This is a genomic window from Paraburkholderia sp. 32 (assembly GCF_050435345.1).
Lineage (GTDB): Bacteria > Pseudomonadota > Gammaproteobacteria > Burkholderiales > Burkholderiaceae > Paraburkholderia > Paraburkholderia tuberum.
In genome coordinates this window covers 3,423,232-3,443,439 of record NZ_JBNDKD010000003.1, presented here as the reverse complement: position 1 = coordinate 3,443,439, position 20,208 = coordinate 3,423,232, and the positions used below count along the sequence as shown (strand labels likewise).

The following is a 20,208-nucleotide window of genomic DNA, read 5'->3' as shown; positions in this document are numbered from 1 at the left end:
AGCCTGCGCGAAGACGGATGTCCAGAGCACTCCGGAAGCCGCCATTGATGTCCTCCCGGCCCGAAGGACTGATGCGGGCCCCCCCGCGTCACAATGGTTGTCGCCTGGATAAAATTGGAATCTGGGGGCGATAAAGAGAGAACAAGTTGGCGCGTTACGGAAAGACATTCAAGGACAGGGCAGTGGCGCGGTTGCTGCCGCCGGAGAGCGCATCAGTGGAAGAGGTTGCGCGAGAGATCGGTGTGGGCGCGCAGACGCTGGAGCGCTGGCGCAGTGATGCGCTGTCCATGCCCGCTCGCGAGCGGGCCTGGACAGCGGCCGCGCGTTTCGAAGCGGTGTTGAGCACGGCAGCGATGGACGAGACGGCCCGCAATGCGTGGTGCCGCGAGCATGGCGTGTATCCGCAGGAACTGGCGCAGTGGCGGCAAGCGGCCACGCAGGCGCTGGCCGAGCCCGAAGAGGCCCGTGCGAGTCCACAGCAGACGAAGCAGGACCAGCGTCGCATCAAGGAACTGGAACGCGAACTGCGGCGCAAGGAGAAAGCACTGGCCGAGGCAGCCGCATTGCTGGTTCTTTCAAAAAAACTCGGGGCGATCTTCAACACGGACAAGGGCGAGGACGAATGATCGGCCTCGAAGATCGCCAGTTCCTGGCCCGGGAAATCGATTCGGCAAGACTGGCTGGCGCACGGTTGCGCCTGGCCTGCGAGGTGGCCGGAATCGACGTGCGTACCCTGCAGCGCTGGAGGGCCAATCAAGGGCTCGTCACTGGCGACGCCAGGCCCGGCGCGATGCGCCTGCTGCCCGCGCACACCTTGAGCCCGGAGGAGCGGGAAAACGTGCTGCGCGTAGCCAGCGAGCCGCGCTTTGCCGACATGCCACCGGCGCGCATCGTGCCGATGCTGGCTGACGAAGGCGTGTATATCGCCAGCGAATCGACCTTTGCACGCGTGCTGCGCGAGCATGGGCAGATGAGGCGCCGTGGCCGTGCCAGAACGCCTTCGAGCGGCCGGCCGCCGACCACGCACGTTGCAACCGCGCCGCGCCAGGTGTGGTGCTGGGACATGACCTATTTGCCGGCAACGGTCACAGGGCGATGGTTCCACCTGTACCTGATTCTGGACCTGTACAGCCGCAAGATTGTCGGCTGGGAGGTGCACGACAGCGACGCGGCCGAACACGCTGCTCATCTCGTACGTCGTACGGCGCTCTCCGAAGGCATTGCCGCCCTTGAGGCCCGGCCGGTGCTGCACGGCGATAACGGGGCGACGCTGAAGGCCACTACCGTGCTGGCGATGCTGCACTGGCTGGGCATCAAGCCGTCGTACTCGCGCCCCCGGGTCAGCGACGACAACGCCTATGCCGAGGCGCTGTTCCGAACCGCGAAGTACCGGCCGGAGTTTCCGGTCACAGGCTTCGAGGACCTGAGCGCTGCTCGCACCTGGGCTGCCGGCTTCGTGCAGTGGTACAACTTCGAGCATCGTCATAGTGGCATCCGCTACGTGACGCCTGCGCAGCGTCACGCCGGTGACGATCGTGCGCTTCTCGCCGCTCGGCATGCACTGTACGAGAGGGCCCGCGAGCGCAATCCGGCCCGCTGGTCGCGCCACACGCGCAACTGGACACCGGTTGGTGCCGTGACGCTTAACCCCGAACGCGACTCAGTCGTCGAGATGGCGTCGATCAGCGCAAATAAACAGCCTCTGGCTGCATGAGTGAGGCGACAACTTGCTTGACGCGCGCCGGGGTCGGCTGCGGCCGGTCGCGACAAGCTGCGGTTACGCGAAAACTGCAGCAGATTGAAACGACCCGATAGATTGAAAGATTGAAGCGCCTCCCGATAGATTGGGACGTCGGATAGATTCGGTTGCTTCATCGATTAGGTTGCGCTGATAGATTGGCTTGCTGGATAGATTCGAGGCCCCATAGAGCGGAGATCCCCTCTGATAGATTGGCGGCCGATGGCAACGTACTCTTTCGGTCCCGGCGTGTCAGATTGCGCAGATTGCAGCGACTAGCAACAAGCCCTAACCTCTAAGCCGCCACGTCACACCCCGACTGCTCCAACACAGCCTGCGCCTCTGGTGCAGATTGCGGCCAGCCAACGACGCATCCGGCGACCTGGCCCACGTGCCCAACGCGGCCACAACATCGGCGCGAGGGTCGGGTCCGCATACGTGCGCGCGTGCGCCTTCGCGAACATCGCGCCGACGCGTGATGCGTTCCTGCCCTCCGTTACACCTCGCGGTACGCGACTTGCTCGCCGAAGCGGAGCGGACCGGCGACGCTACACGCCGCGCGGCAGCGCTGCCTCGATGAACACCGCGCACAACGCTTCCATGCCCTTCGCGTCCTCCTCGTCGAAGCGCGCGACGACCGGGCTATCGACATCCCACACGCCGATCAGCGTGCCGTCGGGCGCGACGAGCGGCACGACGATTTCCGATTGCGACGCCGAATCGCATGCGATATGGCCGGGAAACTCGTGCACGTCGCGCACAACCTGGGTCTGACGGGTTTGCGCGGCCGTACCGCAGACGCCCTTGCCGAGCGCAATGCGCACGCACGCGGGCTTGCCCTGGAACGGGCCGACCACCAGTTCGCGGCCGTCGTGAAAGTAAAAGCCGGCCCAGTTCAGATCGCTCAACGAATGAAAGACGAACGACGAGAAATTCGCGGCGTTGGCGATCCAGTCGGTTTCGCCGGCTAGCAGCGCGCGCGCCTGCGCGACCAGTTCTTCATATTGCGCGGCTTTGGGCAGATGCGAGGTGGAGGAAACTTCGAACATGACGGCGTCCGGGATCAGAGCGGGATGGAAAGCGGTAAGGGGTGAAGTGTAAAGCAAGCGCAATCCCCGCGCGCGGGTGTCGAACGCTGTGACACGAGCCGCGCGTCTACGCTCGCCGTCCCCCTCGGTTCTCGACTGTCCCTTCTTATTAATAGTTTCTATCTTGATAACATCAATATTCATTTCGCATTAGTTTAAATCGAACGGGTTTTTTTCGACTCTATTTTTGCTATGTTACCGGCGGTGTCTTTTTGCTTATAACTCGTCACGTCAGAACACACGCGACGCGTTAGGTCCCGCAAATACCGGAGACATGCTAGCGGTAGCAGAAAAAATGATGCTTAATGTGATGATTACCCCGCGTGATCGCAATGGCCGAAAGATAGGTCCCGCGAAGATAAGCCGGGGACTAATGAGCCGCCGTCAACGAGAATCCGCGCCCTTCCGGCAGTCGGCACAATGACAGGCCACAAGCTTTTTTCGTATGTGGCTCTCACGCTGACCGCCTCGGCAAGCGTGTGCGCGGCACAAACACCACCACACGCTACGATTAATGATTTCATCGGCAATTGGGTCGTGACCGATGTAGTTGACTATGCCGATATTTCTGGTGGCATCCCCGAAGCAAAACGGATTCTCGGCATGACGATGACAATTACGCCGCAATCCATGAGCTTCGACAGTGAAACCTGCAAGCCCAACACAGGTTTTACCGTCAAACGAATTGACACGCTTTCGGCGTTGAAGAAACAGTTCGACCTTCGCGTGAATGAAACCGGGTTGCCCGCTACAACCGTTGTCGTAGATAGCGACAATTGTTTCGCGGTCTTCCGGATGGACGCTCACAGGATTGTTTTTGGATGGGACGGGATCATCGTTCGCGCCATCCGCGATCAGTGAGAGCTCGTTGAGTACCCGTCCCAGAGGCCCGGGCCTTTTACTGATCGACCCCAATAATCACGCTCGACGCCTTGAAAACCGCCGTCGCCGCCTTGCCGCTCGCGAGGCCGAGGCGCTCGACGCTGTCGTTCGTGATGATCGCCGCGATCTGCGCGCTGCCGGCACTGATCGTCACTTCCGAATTGACGGCGCCCGTCGTCACCGCCGCGACGGTCCCTTCGATGCAGTTGCGCGCCGACACCTGCTGCCTCGCGACATCGACCATTACGATCACCGACGATGCCTTCACGAGCGCAAACGCCTGCTTGCCGGTCGCCAGCCCGAGCGACTTCGCGCTGCCGTGCGTGATGATCGCGACGACCTCGAGACCGTCCGGCGTGCGCAGCGTGACTTCGTCGTTGACGGCACCGTGCTTGACGTCGGTGACTTCGCCGCTGAACTGATTGCGTGCGCTGGTTTTCATGGCGGACTCCCTGGCGATTGTCGCGCGTGGCGACGCGCGGGTGGACGGATAAAGCGAGTGTAGTCGAAGCCGCGCGCGCCCCCGCCCAACATCCGATGCGCCGTGCGCATCGCCGACACCGTATCATCTTGGCCGTGCACCTCATACGCCGAATCTTTATGCCCGTCGCCGTTCTCTCCCGCCGTGCCTGCCGCGCCGTCGTGCTGTGCGTCGCCGTCACGATGCTCGCCGCATGCAGCACGCCAACGCCGCCGCGCGGCACGCAAGCGTTCGTCGACAACGTCACGCTGTTTTCGCTCGCCCATTACGACCAGAACGTCGATCACTGGCTCGATCCGAACAGCCCCGACTACGATCGGCCGTTTCTCAGCGCCGCCGAGCAGCGCGCACATTTCGACGCGCTATTCGCGCGCTACTTCGGCACGGGCGAGAACGCGCCGTCGCCGTGGAATCCCGCCTGGGTGACGACACGCGTGTTTCGCGAGCAGGGCGAGGACATTGCCGCACTGCAACAGCGCCGCATCGACAGATTCGACAACACCGGCAAGCGTGGCGGCGTCATCGGTTACGGCGAAAACTTCCGGCCGCACGACAAGGCGTGGATCGACGCGATCGCGCGCAACATCAACGTCGCGCAGTTCACGCAAACGCCGGTCTATCAGCCCGAGCGGCGCGCGATCGCGACCGGCAACCTGATGGTGCGCGAGTTGCCTACCACCGATCCGTCGTTCTACGACCATCGCCTGGCCGGCGAGGGTTATCCGTTCGACAACCTGCAGATCTCGGCGGTGCGACCCGGCGCGCCGCTCTATGTGCTCGGTAGCAGCGTCGACGGCGCGTGGCATTACGTGCAGACGCCCGACGTGCAGGGCTGGGTGCGCAGCGACGGCGTCGCGTTCGCCGACGATGGTTTCATCGATCAATGGCGCGCGGCGGCCGGGAAGTCGCTAGGGGCGGTGATCGTCGCGTCGGTGGCGGTCAACGACAGCCACGGCGTGTTCCGCTTCGCTGCCCCGGCCGGGACGATGCTGCCGCTGGTGGCGGGTGTCTCGGCATCGCCAGCCGCGACCAGCACCAACACAGGCACACTCCAGCTCCTCGTTCCCGCGCGCGACGTCGACGGCCGCGCGCTGATCCGCACCGCGTCGCTCGACGCCACGCAGATCACGCCGATGCCGCTCGCCGCGACGCCGCGCCATCTCGCGACGCTGTTGAAGGCGCTGATCGGCCGGCCGTACGGCTGGGGCAATAGCGGGCTCTACAACGACTGTTCGTCGGAACTGCAAAGCATCTTCGCCGCGTTCGGCGTGTGGCTGCCGCGCCATTCGTCGACGCAGATGAGCGCCGGCCGCATGGTCGATCTGTCGGAGTCGACACCCGCCGAACGGCTCGACTATCTGGCGCGGCATGGCGTGCCGCTGCGCACGCTGATCTACATCGGCGGCCACGTGATGCTGTACCTCGGCAACACGACGCGCGACGGCGCCACGGTCCCCGTCGTCTATCAGGACGTGTGGGGCCTGCGCCCGGCCGACAACAGCCGGCGCGCGGTCATCGGCGGCTCGGTGATTCTGCCGCTCGACGAGCGCATCCCCGAGGACGCGACGCTGCAGTCGCTCGCCGCGACGCCCACGTTCCAGATCAGCATCCTCGGCGCGCCGGCGGGCAGCACGGCGCCGTCGTCCGCGCCGCCGGCGGACGAGGACAATCCGGCGGGATAAATGGCGGGCCGCCCTCCCCCGCGCCTGAAAATATTTTTTTCGGAGTGTCGATCCGACGGTGACCAACTCGTCGTAACGTTGAAGACCCAGCTCATGCAGCCGGTCTTTCCCCTGAGGAACCGTTACTTCAAGGAGTCACCGTCATGTCCAGCGCCGCAGCCAAACCGATCCCGGACGGGATGCACTCGCTCACGCCGTACCTGATCTGCAAGAACGCCGCCGAAGCGATCGCGTTCTACACGAAAGCCTTCAACGCCGTCGAACAGATCCGTCTGCCGGGCCCCGACGGCAAGGTGATGCACGCGACCCTGAAAATCGGGGACTCCATGCTGATGCTGACCGACGAATGGCCCGAGCACCAAAGCTTCGGCCCGAACACGCTGAAGGGCACGCCGGTCACGATTCACCACTACGTACCGGACGTCGACGCGAGTTTCAAACAGGCGGTCGACGCGGGCGCGACCGTCACGATGCCCGTCACCGACATGTTCTGGGGCGACCGCTACGGCCAGGTCAAGGACCCGTTCGGCCACAGCTGGTCGCTCGCGACGCACAAGCGCGACCTGAGCGCCGAGGAAATCCAGCAGGCGATGGCCGCGATGGACTGTTCGTCCCAAGAGAAGAAGTGAGCGGCCGATGGGCGTCGGGCAATCGCACGCCCACGCCCACCGACACCAGTCCCGAAGGAGCAACGTCATGCAGAAAATCGCGCCGTGCCTGTGGTTCGACGGCAACGCTGAAGAAGCCGCGGAGTTCTACACGTCGGTGTTTTCGGCGTCGCGCATCGCCACCACGCTGCACGCCACGGACGCAGGCCCAGGACCGGCGGGCAAGGTCGTCGCCGTCACCTTCGAAATCGAAGGCCAGGAGTTCATGGCGCTGAACGGTGGCCCGCAATACAAATTCACGCCGGCCATCTCGCTGTTCGTGCACTGCGACTCGCAGGAGGAAATCGATCGCTACTGGTCGAAGCTGCTCGACGGCGGCGGCGAGCCGTGGGCCTGCGGCTGGCTGCGTGACCGCTTCGGCGTGGTCGTGGCAGATCGCGCCCAACGTGCTGCTGCAGATGCTGCGCGACCCGGATCGCGCAAAGGCAAGCCGCGTGATGGCGCAGATGATGAAGATGGTCAAGCTCGATATCGCGCCGCTCGAACAGGCGTATCGCGGCGAATAGGACGGTGGCCAGCGGGCGCCCCGCCTCGCCCGCGCGATCTTTTGATAGGATCGGTCTCGACCCCAACACGGCGAGACAACTACGGTGCGCGTCAACCATCAGGCCTTCTTCTGCTCGCTGTTCATCGCGCGTCTCGCCGATCAGATCCTGCTCTTCCTGGTGCCGCTCGTGGTGTTTCAAACGACGCGCCAGGTCGCGTGGTCGGGGCTCGCGTTTTTCATCGAAACGCTGCCGCGCTACCTCGTGTTCCCGTTCTTCGGCGCGCTCTGCGACCGCTTTCCACCGCTGCGCCTGATGCGGCTGAGCCAGGCGGTGCGTGCGCTCGCATGCTTCGGCGGTATCGCCGCGTATGCGCTGTTCGGCGGCATCGGCTGGCTGATCGCGCTGTCGGCCGCGTGCGGCGTGCTGACGAGCCAAGGACTCGTCGCGCGCGAGGTGATGCTGCCGCAGATCTTCAGCACACAGCAGATCCAGAAGGTACTCGCATATTCGCAACTGGCCGATCAGCTCGGCTTCGTGCTTGGGCCGATGCTCGCCGCGTTGCTGCTCGGTGTGTGGCATTGGGAATCGGTGGTCGCCGCGACCGGCGTGCTGTTTCTGTGCGCCGACGCCGCACTGTTCGTCTGGCAGCGACTGAGCGGCTTTCGCGCGCCTTCGCCTGTGTCCGCTCGATCGCTCACGCCCGCCGCTCACTGGACCACGCCGCTGCGCATCGCGCTCGATCACGTGTGGACGCTGCCGGGCCTGAAGAAGGTCATCATGCTCGCGGCCGCGGAGAACCTCGTCATCGGTGTCACGCTTGCGACGTCGGCGGCGATGGTGACGGGTTTGCATGCGCAATCGAGCCGCTACTACGCCGGTCTGCAAACGGCCGGCGCGCTCGCCACGGTGCTGGTGCTGCTGACGGTTGCGCGCGCCGGATGGCCGGCGCGCGTGCTCGGTCTCGTCGCATTCGTGACGATCTGCGCGGGCGGCGTGATCGCAGGCGCGAGCGCGTCGCCGTGGGGCTATGCGCTCGGCTTCCTGCTGATCGTCGGCTTCGACAAGATGTTCAACGTCTACATCCGCAGCGCGCGTTTGCAGATCATTCCGCCCGAGGACTACGGCAAGACCATCGGCGTCGCGATTCTGCTGAACAACCTGACACAGCCGCTCGCCGGCCTGCTCGTCGGCGTGTTCTCGGCAAGCACCCAAACCGGCCCACTGATCGTCGCGCTGTCGCTGACGATGGGCGGCATCGGCGCGGCGGTATCGATCGGCTCGGCGCTGCTGCGCCGCAGGCGCGCGTGGGCGCTCGAAGACTAACGGTGCTTCGACCCGCGACGACACGCTCGAAGTTACCCACAGTTTTTGTTGGCAAATCTGTGCATAACTTCCCGGAAAAATCCGCAAGCCTTTGATACGCCTGTCGTTTTTTCGTCTGCATCGAAGGTGCGGCAGCGCACGGAGTTTTACCGGGGTTCATGAGTGGCCGGCTGTGCGCAGACCGTCGTCAGCGCCGTGCGCATGCGAAGAGTTTCATCAGATTTACACGCTCGTTAGCTAAACCCGGCACGCTGTAATTCGTGACAAAAATGCCACGTTCTATTGCAGCGAAATTAGCCGCATTTCTGCTTAAGAATTCACGAAAATTAACGATCCACACATAGCCTAAATTTTTTGTATCGATGACAATGGGTCTGCATGCCCTGACGCAATCGAGGCCCACGCTTCCGCTTAGGATAAGGTATTGAGTCAATTCGCTGTGAACTCGATCCGAATATCCGCCGCAAATCATTATTAACAGATATAAATCTTTAAATCCCGATCTGCTAAATTCAATTTAAATCACATTTGTCAAATGCGTCCGGAGTACCGCATCTTTAACCAAATGCTTCGGCGAGCGCAGCAATTACGGCGCGAAACCGGCGCCGTGCCCGCGGACGTCGGCCCCGCGCTACGCGAAGACGCGGATGCTGCCGGCGTATCGCAGGGACGGCGGCGCGCGCTGAAAACGCTCTGGGGGCTTGCGATCGCCGCGCCCGCGGGCTGGCTCGCGAGCCGCTTGCCGTGGCAGATGTGGACCGCCGAATTCCACACCGGGACTGGCGAACTGGACGACGTGCTGCTGGCGGACGGCACTCAGATCACGCTGGGCAGCGCGAGCGCGATCAACGCCGCGTTCGAGGCGAACGTTCGGCGCGTCGATCTGCTCGGAGGGGAAATCATGGTGCGGCCCGTGATCGATGTTGGCGGCGCACCGGGCGCCCGAACGACTCATGCGCCTTTGCTCGTGCAGACGGCCGAAGGCGTCGTCCAAGCGCGCGGCGCGCAGTTCAGCGTGAGGCAAGGGGATGGTTTCACACGCGTGGCCGCGTTTCGCGGCGACGCGTTGGTGAGGCCGGCATCGGGCGCGGCGCTGGTGCTGACGCAAGGCCAACGGTGCACGCTGACACGCTTCGGCGTCGCGGCGCCGCAAGCGCTCGACCCGCGCGAGGCGATGTGGACGCGTGGCCTGCTCTACGCGAACAACATGCGTATCGCGGATCTCGTCGACGAACTCGCGCGCTATCACACCGGCGTATTGCGCTATGCCGACGACGTCGCCGATCTGCGCGTGTCGGGCATCTATCAGCTCACCGATACCGACGCGACGCTCGCGCTGCTGCAGCGGACCTACCCGATCCGCTTGCGCTCGATCACGCCTTACTGGACCCTCGTCGAAGCGCTCGACAGCGCGAAAATCTGACGCTCAGGCCGCGACGGCCTGCGGCAACGCGAGCCCTTGCTCGCCCTGCTCGCCGCCCAGCGCATCGAGCAGATCGCGCAGCATGCGGTCGAGCTCGGCCGTCATCAGCGCAACGTCGGAATCGAAGCGCTCGTCGTCGTTCTGCGCGGTCGGGTCGCTCGCTTCCTTGAGCACGTCGAGCGGCGCGACGCGCTTGATCGTCAGCGACGGCGTCAGCACGAACGACACGCGATCGTTCCACGTCATCGCAAGCCGCATGCATTGCTTGCCCGCCTCGATATGGCGGCGCATGTCTTCGGCGTCCAGCGCATGCCCGACATAGCGCACCGTCGCGTTGCCCTCGGCGGGCGAACGCAGCTCGGTGTCCTGATCGAGCGTGAAACCCGCCGGCGCGTCGCCGTCGAGCAGCCAGCCGGTCATCGCCGCGACCGGCGACTGCGCGACGCGCACCGTCATCAGCGGCAATTGGTCGATCGACTTGACGAGCAGACCGCGCACATCGTCGGCGACCGCCTGCGACGCCGCGTCGATCACGAGCCAGCCATTCGTGCAATCGATCCACACGCGCGTATCGCGGCGGATGCTGAACGCGCGCGGCCGCAGTTCGTCGGTGACCTGCTCCTTCAGGTCGCGCATCTGCTTGCGGCCCGGCTTGAAGCCCTGCTGCTCCTCGAGCTCGGCCGCGCGCTCGCGCGTGACCTGGGTGACGACCGACGCGGGCAGCAGCTTCTTCTCGGCACGGAACGTCAGCAGCATCTGACCGTTCATTGCGTAGACCAGCGAGTCGCCGTCGCGCGGGGGCGCCCAGCCTTGGGCCTGCATCTCGATGCTCTGGCCGGGCGCGAACGCGTACGGCGCGAGCCACTTCTGCATCTGTTCAGGGTTAACGGACCACGGCGCGGGCAGACGGTGCAGCTGAAGGTTTTTGAACCACATGAGCGAAGTCGGATTTAGGCAAAGCGCAACATTTTATCCGAGGAGAACCAGCCGGGGCGTTCTGGCGGACGCGATCCTGCAGACCGCCTAATTTCAAAAATTAAACGAAAATCTCTCCAACTGCGGCCCAATTATCAAAACGTCGCCGATCTCAGCAGAATGCGCTTCATCAACCCACTTCCCAGGAGCGCCTCCATAGTCGAAGCCGTCATGGTTTGACCGTAGCCGGCCGCCCGCGCGTTTTGGCGGCAAATCACCTAGACTTTTGGACAGGACAGACCCAGACGGAGGCGGTCATGGCCGACCAAACCGCAAGCTGGCAGACGGTGCAATACGAAGGCTTCGAGATACACGTGTCACCTGTCGCGAAGGATCCGCCCGACGCGGCGCATGCCGCCGATGCGGCCGCGAAAAACAGCCGCTACACGTATCTAGGCTACGTCTGCCATCCGGGCGCCAACCCCCAGCTTCCCGGCCATGCGGTGCCGTTTCACGCGGACGGCGAGGAGAGCTTCGCGAGCCTGGCCGACGCGCTCTCCGAAGCGGTGCACGTGGGACGCAGCATCGTCGACGGCACGCATCCGGATCTGACGGTGCTGCCGCTCGTAACGCGCGGCGTTTGACACACGCAGCGCGTCAATCAGCCGTTTTCGGCTCGCCGCCCGTCAGCCCAACGCGCGCTTGATGCGCGACTTCAGCAGTGCACGGCGCAGCCGGCCGGTGCGCTCGGGCTCGCTGACCGCGAGCGTGCCGTCGATGGCGGTGCCGCGGCGCAGGTAATAGCGGTCGAAGGTCGCCTGCGTCATCCCCCACTTGTTGAGGAACTGGCGACGCCCGTCGTTCTTCACGATCTTGCCGGTGCTCTTCTGCTGGAAGTGATAGACGAGACTGTCGCCGACGCCGACGAACACGCGGCAGCCCGCGTCCCACAGCTTCATCGAGAAATCGTTGTCGCTGCTCATGCCGGGGCTCAGTTCGCTGCTGTAGCCGCCCACCTTGAACCACCAGTCCCGATGCACGAGCGTCGGCGGCCACGTCGCGCCGCGCCAGTCGGCGCGCACGAGACCGGCCGCGGCGGTGACCAGTTCGTCGGCGCGAAACGCCTGCGCGTCGCGGCCGAAGTCGCGCACGACCACGCATGGATTGCCCGAATCGACCGGCTCGATCATCGTGCCCGACAACATGAACAGGTTGTCGGCCGGCATCGGCGCGAGACGCTTGACGAGCGCGTCGTCCCAGCCGGGGCAGCAGTACATGTCGTCGTTCATGTAGACGATGTAGTCCTGCGTCGCGCGCGCCGCCGCGATATTGACCGCGTGGCAGATGCCGATATTGCCGGGCGACGCCGTGTGCTCGATGCCCTCGTCGCGCACCCACGCGAGCGTGCCGTCCGAACCGTCGTTCACGTGCACGATGAGCTGGTGCGGATGCGTCGAATGACGGCGCAGGCTTTTGATCACGAGGCGCAGATAAGGCAGGTTGTTCCAGGTCGGGATGATGATTGAGAACATCGAGTCGGTCCGTTGAGCTGGGCGCGGGGCGCGGCATGCGCCGCGCCCCGGCCATGAATGTCGCGCGATTGTACCGCCCCCGCCTGCTCGCACGACAGACGCCGCCCGCGCCCGCCCCACCCGCATGCCGCGGACCAGCGGAACCTTCCCGCGTGCGGCGGCAAGCATTTCGCAAGGAAGCGCATGGTTATAATCCGGATCGCTCTACCGTCTTGAGAAACTCAAATGGTCCGGCACCCCCTGCAATTTCACCACCGGAACGGTAGTGTTTTCATCGATAACGTAGATCTATGATTTTTGCTTCCAGTCTGGTCTGGCTCACGTCGGCTCTGCTGTTTCTCGCGCCCGCAGTCAATCTGATGTGGCGCGGCGGCACCGGCTACTGCTTTTTCGCGCTCGTCGCGCTCGCGCTCGGCGCGGCCATCGTCAACCGGCGCATGCCGGGCTATTTCTCCGCGTTGCGGACCTACCGCTGGTTCACGATCGGCATGCTCGCGTTCGTCGTCGGGATCGGCGCGCAGCAGTTGGTGCTCGGCTACTGGCTGCCACGCGAATTCGACAATGCGTCGCGTTTCGTGCTCGCGCTTCTGGTGTTCCTGCTGCTGCGGCAATTGCCGTCGCGCAATCTGCGCTTGATCGGCTGGGGCTGCGCGGCCGGCGCGCTCGCGGTCGGCGCATGGGCGTTCATCGATCAGCCGCCCGGCGGCTGGACCGACGCGAACCGCCTGAACAACTCGTACACGAACGCGATTCCGTTCGGCGATACCGCGCTGCTGCTCGGGTTCCTGTCGGTGTTCACGCTTGGCTGGGACAACCCGCGCGACTGGCGCGTGCTGGTGCCGCGCGTGCTCGCGCTGGTGTCGGGCGGCTATGCATCGTTTCTGTCGGGCTCGCGCGGCGGCTGGGTTGCCGTGCCGGTGTTCGTCGTGCTGCTCGGCATGCAGTACCACTGGTTCACGCACAAGAAGCGCCTGCTGATCGCGACGCTCGTCATCGTGATCGGGGCGGGCGGTCTGTTGTCGACCGAACGGGTTCAGAAACGCTTTGCCGAGGTGCCGAACGACGTGTCGATGATGCGCAAGGGCGAGGACGACACGGCCACCGGCCTGCGCCTGCAACTGTGGAACGCGTCGCGGATGATGTTCGAGCGGCATCCGGTGTGGGGCGTCGGCAAAGGCCATCTGGTCGACGAGCTCGGCGTGATGGCGAAGCGCGGCGAAGTGAAGGCCGAGATCGTCAACGAGCGCGCGCATAGCGACTTTTTCTCGACGCTCGCCGAGATGGGCGCGGTCGGCGTGATCTGCCTGTTGCTGTTCTACTACGGGATCACGGTGTATTTCTGGCAACACCGGCATGCGACCGATCCGGCGATTCGCGCCGCGTCGTACGCGGGTCTCGCGGTCGCGGCGAGCACGGTGATCTTCGGGCTCACTATCGACGTGCTGGTGCCGATGATGGTGGCGGTGCTGCTCGCCTCGCTGGTGGCGACGCTGCTGGCGGTGATCGATGCGCGCAAGCGCGAGTTGCGAAGCGAAGCGCGGACCACGCCGGCGCCAGCCGCGGTCGTGCGCGAGACGCAGCCGCGCGATTGATTTTGATTTGACGAGAAGCGGCAACCCGAGCGCGGAGCGCCGCCCTCATCCCCGCGTGAACACCTCGTAAAGCGCCGCGACGTGCGCGTCGACGCTCGGGTCGTAGACGAGGCTGTCGCGCGGCGTCGCGATGCGCGCGGCGCCGCTCTTCACGCGCTCGACCGCCTGCTCGATCGCGCGCTCGAAACTGCCCGCGGTCTGCCGCGAGAACTCGATCTTCGCGGCACCGGTCACCGTCTCCGCCGAGCCGACGTTGTCGGCGATCACGAGCGGCGTGCCGCACATCACCGACTCCACGCCGACGAGCCCGAACGGCTCGTACGCCGACGCGACGACCGTGAAATCGGCGGCCGCGAACAATTTCTCGATCTCCTTGCTGTAACCCGCGTAACGAATTGTGTCGCCGGTTTTCGGCACCGGGCGTCCCGCGACGACGAGGCAGACCGGCAGCGTCGTGCGCGAGAAAAACGCTTCGAGCAGCGGATAGCCCTTGCGCTCGTGACTCGTCGACGAGAACACGAACATCACGCGATCGTCGGGCACGCCGAGCTGGCGGCGCACGGCCGCGCGCGCGGCGGCGTCGAGCGGCCTGAAGCGTGCGGTATCGACGGGCGGATAGAGCACGTCGATCCGCGCGGCCGGCACGTCATAAAAACGCTGCAACTCGCGGCTCATCAATTGCGAATGCGCGACGATCGAGCGCGCCCGCGTGTAGACGCGCCGCTCGAGCTCGATCTGCCATTCGTCGCTGCGGCGCGGCGCGCGGCCCGCAGCTTCGAGCGAACCCGGATGCGTGCCGCCGCACAACGCGACGTCGGCATGCGTCGAGTGATTGATCGAGAACACGCACGCCGGACGATGCCGCTTCAACCGCTGCTTCAGACGCCAGTCGAACGCGAGGTTGCGCAGCTTGCGCGGCGCCCAGCGTACGTCGAGCGGCTGCGCATCGATCCACGCGGCCTCGGGCAGCGCGCGGTCGATCTCGCGCGCGAACAGCGTCGGGCGCAAACCCATGCGATGCAGGCCGGCGATCACGTCGCGGGTGTAACGCTCGGCGCCGCCGCTGTTCTTCAGCGCCTGGGCGGTCAGCGCGATGTCGGTGAGGGGGCGGCGGTTCGGGTCGAGGGCTGCGTCGCGGGTTGGCTCTGACAAGGATGGGTCTCGGTGAGGCGCACGCGCGGGCGAGGCCGTGGGTGCGCAGTTTCGGGGCAGCGGCAATTGTAAAGGATGGGTTTCGTCGGGCTCAGCTCGGGGGGCCCGGGTTTGCCGCGTGCGTCGCGCGGCGCGGCCGTCAGCGGCTAGAATCTAGGCCAATCGCCTTCGTCCCGACTCCATGACCGATAGCCCGCCGTCCGCCGCAACCGCCGACACCGCCCGCCCGCTCGTCTCGATGCTGCTGATCGCCTACAACCAGGCAGAGCAGATCGGCGACGCCGTGCGCAGCGCGCTCGCGCAAACCTACGAGCCGCTCGAAATCATCGTCTCCGACGACGCGTCCAGCGACGCCACCTACGCCGCGATCGAAGCGGCGCTCGCCGGCTACGCGGGCCCGCATCGCGTGATCGCACGGCGCAATACCGTGAACCAGGGCATCAGCGCGCACCTGTCGCAACTCGCGCAGCTCGCGCACGGCGAACTGCTGTTCGTCGCCGCCGGCGACGACATGTCGACGCCCGAGCGCTGCGAGCGCGTCGTCGACTGCTGGCTCGCGCATGGGCGCCGCCCCGACCTGATCGCCACCGATCTCGCCGACATGGACGAAGCGGGTCACGTGCACGAGCGCGTGAGCCCGACCGAGCTCGATCGCTATCGCAGCTTCGACGACTGGCTCGTCGAGCGTCCATGGCTGATCGGCGCGGCACATACGTGGTCGCGACGCCTGATCGAGCGCTTCGGGCCGATGCTGCCGGGCGCCGCGGCCGAGGATCAGATCATGGTGCTGCGCGCGATCCTGTCGGGCGGCGCGATCAGTCTGCGCGAGCCGCTGGTGCGCTATCGGCGCGGCGGACTTTCGCGCAAGCGTCGCTACCGGTCGGTCGACGAGCTGATCGCGCGGATGCGGCAAAGCAATCGCTACGGACTCGCGGAGCTCGCGCAACTGCAGCGCGACGCTCAGATCGCCGGTGTGGGCGAACGCATGCGCGCGGCGATGGCGCCGAAGCTCGCGCGCGAGCAGTTCATCCATGCGATGTTCGAAGCGGGCAGCCTCGGCGAACGCCTCGGGCTGGTGACGCGCAGCGCCGGCGTGAAGCTCGGGCTGCGGATTCGGATGTTCCTGTATGCGAGTTGCCCGATGGTCTACGCGCCGGGCATCTGGATCAAGCGGGTCGTGCGGGGCAGAAAGGCCTGAAGACGACGATAGGGTCTCGCGGTGCCTGGCGACGCCACATCGGTCACGAAAGTCCGCGCGACGCGCCCCGCCGCTGCCGCAAGCGTCGCGCGAGACTCGGCCTTCGCACCTCGACGCCGAAGCTCGGCACGCTCGCGCGCAAGCGCCGCAGCATCTTCACCGAGCGCACGAAGGTCTCGCCGGTGTGGCTCATCATCACGAACTCGAATGCGCCGCGCCAGCTCGCGACACCGCGCGAAAACGCATACATGTCGTGACACGCATCGACGGGCAGCTCGGCGCCGAAGCGTCGCGCGAACACCCGCACCTGATCCGCGATGGCTTCGATCTGCCGCTGCCGGCTCGCGCCGCGCCGTCGTGCCGCCTCGGCGCCGCATTCGTCGCGCGCCGCGCCGCGCTCGTTGGTCGCGCTCGCGCCGACCGCATTGCCGTCATGCTGCCGATACTTCAGATGCGGCGCCGCGACGTGGCGAATCTCGCCGAACGACGCGACCACCATCGCGAGCCACCAGTCGTGCATCACGATGCCGGGCGGGAACGGCAGCGCGCGTTCGAGCGTCGCGCGATTGACGAGCATCGCGCAGCCGGGCACATGGTTGCTCAGCAGAAAATCGCGCAGTCGCGTCGCGCAGCGCGACTTCGCGGTGATATCGAACAGCGAGCGTGACATACAGCACAGCGTCGAGTCGACGAGCTCGATGTCGCAGAACGCGAGCGCCGGCGTCGCGGCGGCGTCGCCCGCGCTTTCCACGCGCCGCAGCTCGCGCATCAGATCGGTGACCTTCTCGGGCGCCCAGACGTCGTCCTGGTCGGCGAGCGCGATGTAGTCGCCGCGGCAGCCGGCGAGCGCGCGCTCGAAATTGCCGACGATGCCGGCCCGCGTGCCATCGCCGACGAGCCGCACCGGCACGCGTCCCGTATGGGACGCGAGCAGTTCGCGGGTGCCGTCGCAGGAGGCGTCGTCGGATACCACGACTTCGAGATGGGGCCAGCTCTGCGCTTCGAGCGAAGCCAGCAGCTCGGGCAGATAAGTGCGGCCGTTGTACGTCGCGAGCGCGATGGAGACGAGCGGCTTGCTCGGATCGTCGTGAGACATGGCAGTCGATTTCCGCGAGGCGGACCGTGATTGCCCGCCAGCATGCGATTAGCGCCGAAAAAGCGCAATAAATTGAGACTTAAACGCAACACCGGCCAGCGCTCCCGTTCGCAATGTGCCGGATCAAACCGGGCTTTGCTGGAACTGGATGCGATGCAGATGGGCGTACAAGCCGTCGTGCTCGAGCAGCTCGCGATGGCTGCCGCGCTCGACGATCCGCCCCGCCTCCATCACGAGGATGCGGTCGGCGCGCTCGATCGTCGACAGGCGGTGCGCGATCACGAGCGTGGTGCGGCCTTTCATCAGCGTTTCGAGCGCCGCCTGCACGTGGCGCTCGGACTCGGAATCGAGCGCCGACGTCGCTTCGTCGAGAATCAGGATCGGCGCGTTCTTGTAGATCGCGCGCGCGATCGCGAGACGCTGGCGTTGGCCGCCCGACAGCATCATGCCGTTGTCGCCGACGAGCGTCTCGATGCCCTGCGGCATCGCCTGCACGGTGTCCCACAGGTTAGCCGCGCGCAACGCTGCCTTGACCTTCTCCGCATCGACTTCCTGACCGTACGCGACGTTGTGCGCGATGGTGTCGTTGAACAGCACGACGTCCTGGCTCACCATCGCGATCTGGCTGCGCAGCGCATGCAGGTCGTATTCGGGCAGCGCGACGCCGTCGACCAGAATCGCGCCGCCGGTCGGATCGAAGAAGCGCGGCAACAAGTTCACGAGCGTGGTCTTGCCGCTGCCCGACGGCCCCGCGAGCGCGACCATCTCGCCCGGCGCGATCTTGAACGACACCTGGTCGAGCGTATGGCGGTTGTGCGTGGAGTTCGTGCCGTAGATGAACGACACGTCGCGGAACTCGACCTCGCCGCGCGCGTGAGCGAGCGGCTTGCCGCCGCCTTCCGGCTCGGCCGGCTCGTCGATCAGGCCGAAGATCAGCTCGGCCGCGGTCATGCCGCGCTGCAACGGCTGGTTCACGTCCATCAGATGCTTGAGCGGCGAGATGACCAGGAGCATCGACGTGACGAACGCGACGAAGCCGCCGACCGTCGTCTGATCCGACGACGACTGCACCACCGCGATCGTGATCACGACCGCGAGCGCGATCGACGCCAGGAACTGCGTCAACGGCTGCGCGAGGCCACCGGAGACCGTCATGCGCATCGCGTAGCCGCGCAGGCGCCGGCTCATCGCGGTGAAGCGGTCCGTCTCGTATTGCTCGCCGTTATGCACCTTGACGACCTTGTAGCCGCCCACCGTTTCTTCGACGATATACGACAGCTCGTTGGTGAGCAGCTGATGCTCGCGGTTCAGTCGCCGCAGCCGGCGATTGATCTTGCCGACCAGCCAGCCGATGCCTGGCAGCAGCACCGCGACGATCAACGTCAGGCGCCAGTTCAGATAGAACAGATAGCCGAGCAGGAAGATCACCGTCAGCGAGTCGCGCACGAGCGTGACCATCACGCTCAGCAGCACGTTCAGGATCTGGTTGACCTCGAAGACGATCGCGTTGATCACCGTGCTCGCGGTTTCGCGCTGGAAGAACGCGACGCTCGTGTGGATCATGCGGTCGAACATCTTCAGACGCAGCTCGAGCAGGATCTTGTTCGACACGTACGCGAGCAGATAGCCGGACGCGTACTGTGACACGCCGCGAATCAGCGCGAGGCCGATCACCGCGATCGGCACGAGCCACTTGGTCTTGTCGACTGCGTGCGAGCCGAAGCCCTTGTCGAGCAGCGGCTTGAGCAGCGCGGGAATGGCGGCGTCGGTGCCGGCGCTCACCGCCATCGCGATGATCGCGCCGACCCCGACCCACAGCAGCGGCTTGATGAAGGGCCACAGGCGCCGCAGGACGACGGCCGGCGACGACGCATCGCCTGCCCCCATGGGTTTGCTTAACGTTGGCTTCGCGCTCAAGGAATCCTCTGGAAATGCGGAACGGCGAGCACGCGGCGCATGATCGGGCGGCCACGTGAAATATCAAAAAAGAGCATTGTAATCGGTTGCAGATGACGGCCGGCGCTCGGCGCGCGACGGCATGCGCGCAACGCCTGGCGGATCGGCGCCGTGGTGTGGGGACGGATGAGATGTGTATACTCGCTGCTCGATTGCCGGGTCGCGACCCGCTCCGTCACTTCGTCCTCCACGCAACTCAGGTATGCAAGAAACCACTCTTGGCGTTGCCATCATCACCCGGAACGCGGCGGCGCGGCTGGCCGAATGCCTGCAAGCCGTGGCCTTTGCCGACCAGATCGTCGTGATCGACGGCGGCAGCACCGACGGCACCGCCGACATCGCCCGCGCGCACGGCGCTCGCGTCATCGAACAGACGGACTGGCCGGGCTTCGGCCCGCAAAAGAACCGCGCGGTCGATGCACTGACCACCAGTTGGATCCTGTCGCTCGACGCCGACGAAATCGTCACGCCGGAACTTGCCGCATCGATTCGCGCGACGCTCGCCGCGCCCGCCGCCGACGTCTATGCGGTGGACCGTCTGTCGAGTTTCTGCGGCCACTGGGTCCATCACAGCGGCTGGTATCCGGACTGGATTCCGCGCCTCTTCAAACGCGGCACCGCGCGCTTCTCCGACGACCTCGTGCACGAGCGCCTCGTGTTCGACACGCCCGCGCAACGCCTGACCGGCAAGCTGATGCACTACTCGTACGAGGACTACGAGGGTGTGCTGCGCAAGCTCGACGCGTATTCGACGGCCGGCGCGCGGCAGCGTTACGAGGCCGGGCAGAAAGGCAGCATTCGCCTCGCGCTCGGGCGCGGCCTGTGGGCGTTCGTGCGGACTTATCTGCTGCGGCGCGGTTTTCTGGATGGCCGCACCGGGCTGATGATCGCGCTGTTCAATGCGGAGACCGTGTACTACCGGTTTCTGAAGCTGGCGCGCCTGGAAAAAACGGGCGGGCGGTAAGGCTAGCCGGTACACGCGGCACTGGCCCAT

17 protein-coding genes and 1 pseudogene are annotated in these 20,208 nt (G+C 65.4%); 11 read left to right on the top strand and 7 right to left on the bottom strand.

Annotated features, from left to right (window positions below; genetic code table 11):
- Positions 1-146: 146 nt before the first annotated feature.
- A protein-coding gene (locus tag OKW26_RS38690) for an IS3 family transposase (protein WP_429353521.1) occupies positions 147-1,714 on the top strand; the annotation gives its coding sequence in 2 pieces (ribosomal slippage) (positions 147-585 and positions 585-1,714; 1,569 coding nt in all).
- Between the two features lie 572 nt (positions 1,715-2,286).
- Here OKW26_RS38690 and OKW26_RS38685 read toward each other — a convergent pair.
- Positions 2,287-2,787, bottom strand: a complete 501-nt coding sequence (locus OKW26_RS38685) for a GAF domain-containing protein (RefSeq protein ID WP_018419924.1) — start codon at positions 2,785-2,787, stop codon at positions 2,287-2,289.
- 459 nt (positions 2,788-3,246) lie between these two features.
- Between OKW26_RS38685 and OKW26_RS38680 the strand changes: the two genes are divergently transcribed.
- A complete protein-coding gene (locus OKW26_RS38680; RefSeq protein ID WP_429356859.1) occupies positions 3,247-3,687 on the top strand; it encodes a hypothetical protein in 441 nt (146 codons plus the stop codon).
- A 37-nt stretch (positions 3,688-3,724) separates the two neighbouring features.
- On the opposite strand, the gene OKW26_RS38675 is transcribed toward OKW26_RS38680, so the two are convergent.
- Positions 3,725-4,150 carry a TOBE domain-containing protein gene (locus OKW26_RS38675; protein ID WP_184045857.1) on the bottom strand — a complete coding sequence of 142 codons (426 nt, stop codon included), beginning with the start codon at positions 4,148-4,150 and terminating at the stop codon, positions 3,725-3,727.
- A gap of 158 nt (positions 4,151-4,308) precedes the next feature.
- Here OKW26_RS38675 and OKW26_RS38670 point away from each other — a divergent pair, with 158 nt between their 5' ends.
- From OKW26_RS38670 to OKW26_RS38650, 5 genes and pseudogenes are all read left to right on the top strand, one after another.
- A complete protein-coding gene (locus OKW26_RS38670; RefSeq protein WP_429356858.1) occupies positions 4,309-5,871 on the top strand; it encodes an SH3 domain-containing protein in 1,563 nt (520 codons plus the stop codon).
- Between the two features lie 143 nt (positions 5,872-6,014).
- Positions 6,015-6,500: a VOC family protein gene (locus OKW26_RS38665; RefSeq protein WP_429356857.1), complete on the top strand. Its 486-nt coding sequence runs from the start codon at positions 6,015-6,017 to the stop codon at positions 6,498-6,500.
- 67 nt (positions 6,501-6,567) lie between these two features.
- Positions 6,568-7,045, top strand: a pseudogene (locus OKW26_RS38660) (VOC family protein).
- A gap of 84 nt (positions 7,046-7,129) precedes the next feature.
- Positions 7,130-8,350 carry an MFS transporter gene (locus tag OKW26_RS38655; protein ID WP_429356856.1) on the top strand — a complete coding sequence of 407 codons (1,221 nt, stop codon included), beginning with the start codon at positions 7,130-7,132 and terminating at the stop codon, positions 8,348-8,350.
- Positions 8,351-8,957: 607 nt separating this feature from the next.
- Positions 8,958-9,773, top strand: coding sequence for a FecR family protein (locus tag OKW26_RS38650; RefSeq protein WP_429356855.1), 816 nt, complete (start codon positions 8,958-8,960; stop codon positions 9,771-9,773).
- A 3-nt stretch (positions 9,774-9,776) separates the two neighbouring features.
- Here OKW26_RS38650 and OKW26_RS38645 read toward each other — a convergent pair whose 3' ends face one another.
- The gene (locus OKW26_RS38645; protein ID WP_429356854.1) at positions 9,777-10,709 is read right to left on the bottom strand and encodes a recombination-associated protein RdgC; all 933 of its coding nucleotides are present in this window, start codon (positions 10,707-10,709) and stop codon (positions 9,777-9,779) included.
- Between the two features lie 296 nt (positions 10,710-11,005).
- Here OKW26_RS38645 and OKW26_RS38640 point away from each other — a divergent pair, with 296 nt between their 5' ends.
- A complete protein-coding gene (locus OKW26_RS38640) occupies positions 11,006-11,332 on the top strand; it encodes a hypothetical protein (RefSeq protein ID WP_429356853.1) in 327 nt (108 codons plus the stop codon).
- A gap of 42 nt (positions 11,333-11,374) precedes the next feature.
- Here the strand turns inward: OKW26_RS38640 and OKW26_RS38635 are convergent, their stop codons facing one another.
- On the bottom strand, positions 11,375-12,220 hold the full coding sequence (locus OKW26_RS38635) for a glycosyltransferase family 2 protein (RefSeq protein WP_429356852.1): 846 nt from the start codon (positions 12,218-12,220) through the stop codon (positions 11,375-11,377).
- A gap of 290 nt (positions 12,221-12,510) precedes the next feature.
- Between OKW26_RS38635 and OKW26_RS38630 the strand changes: the two genes are divergently transcribed.
- Complete coding sequence (locus tag OKW26_RS38630) at positions 12,511-13,812, top strand: O-antigen ligase family protein (protein ID WP_429356851.1); 1,302 nt, start codon at positions 12,511-12,513, stop codon at positions 13,810-13,812.
- A 45-nt stretch (positions 13,813-13,857) separates the two neighbouring features.
- On the opposite strand, the gene OKW26_RS38625 is transcribed toward OKW26_RS38630, so the two are convergent.
- Positions 13,858-14,964 (bottom strand): glycosyltransferase family 4 protein, encoded by a 1,107-nt coding sequence (locus OKW26_RS38625; RefSeq protein ID WP_429356850.1) that lies wholly within the window; start codon positions 14,962-14,964, stop codon positions 13,858-13,860.
- A gap of 181 nt (positions 14,965-15,145) precedes the next feature.
- On the opposite strand from OKW26_RS38625, the gene OKW26_RS38620 reads away from it, so the two are divergent.
- Positions 15,146-16,162 carry a glycosyltransferase family 2 protein gene (locus OKW26_RS38620; RefSeq protein ID WP_429356849.1) on the top strand — a complete coding sequence of 339 codons (1,017 nt, stop codon included), beginning with the start codon at positions 15,146-15,148 and terminating at the stop codon, positions 16,160-16,162.
- A gap of 43 nt (positions 16,163-16,205) precedes the next feature.
- On the opposite strand, the gene OKW26_RS38615 is transcribed toward OKW26_RS38620, so the two are convergent.
- Together OKW26_RS38615 and msbA are read right to left on the bottom strand one after the other, a co-directional pair.
- Complete coding sequence (locus tag OKW26_RS38615; protein ID WP_429356848.1) at positions 16,206-17,258, bottom strand: glycosyltransferase family 2 protein; 1,053 nt, start codon at positions 17,256-17,258, stop codon at positions 16,206-16,208.
- Between the two features lie 123 nt (positions 17,259-17,381).
- Complete coding sequence (gene msbA / locus OKW26_RS38610) at positions 17,382-19,175, bottom strand: lipid A export permease/ATP-binding protein MsbA (RefSeq protein WP_429356847.1); 1,794 nt, start codon at positions 19,173-19,175, stop codon at positions 17,382-17,384.
- A 241-nt stretch (positions 19,176-19,416) separates the two neighbouring features.
- Between msbA and OKW26_RS38605 the strand changes: the two genes are divergently transcribed.
- On the top strand, positions 19,417-20,178 hold the full coding sequence (locus OKW26_RS38605; RefSeq protein WP_090803668.1) for a glycosyltransferase family 2 protein: 762 nt from the start codon (positions 19,417-19,419) through the stop codon (positions 20,176-20,178).
- Positions 20,179-20,208: the final 30 nt, after the last annotated feature.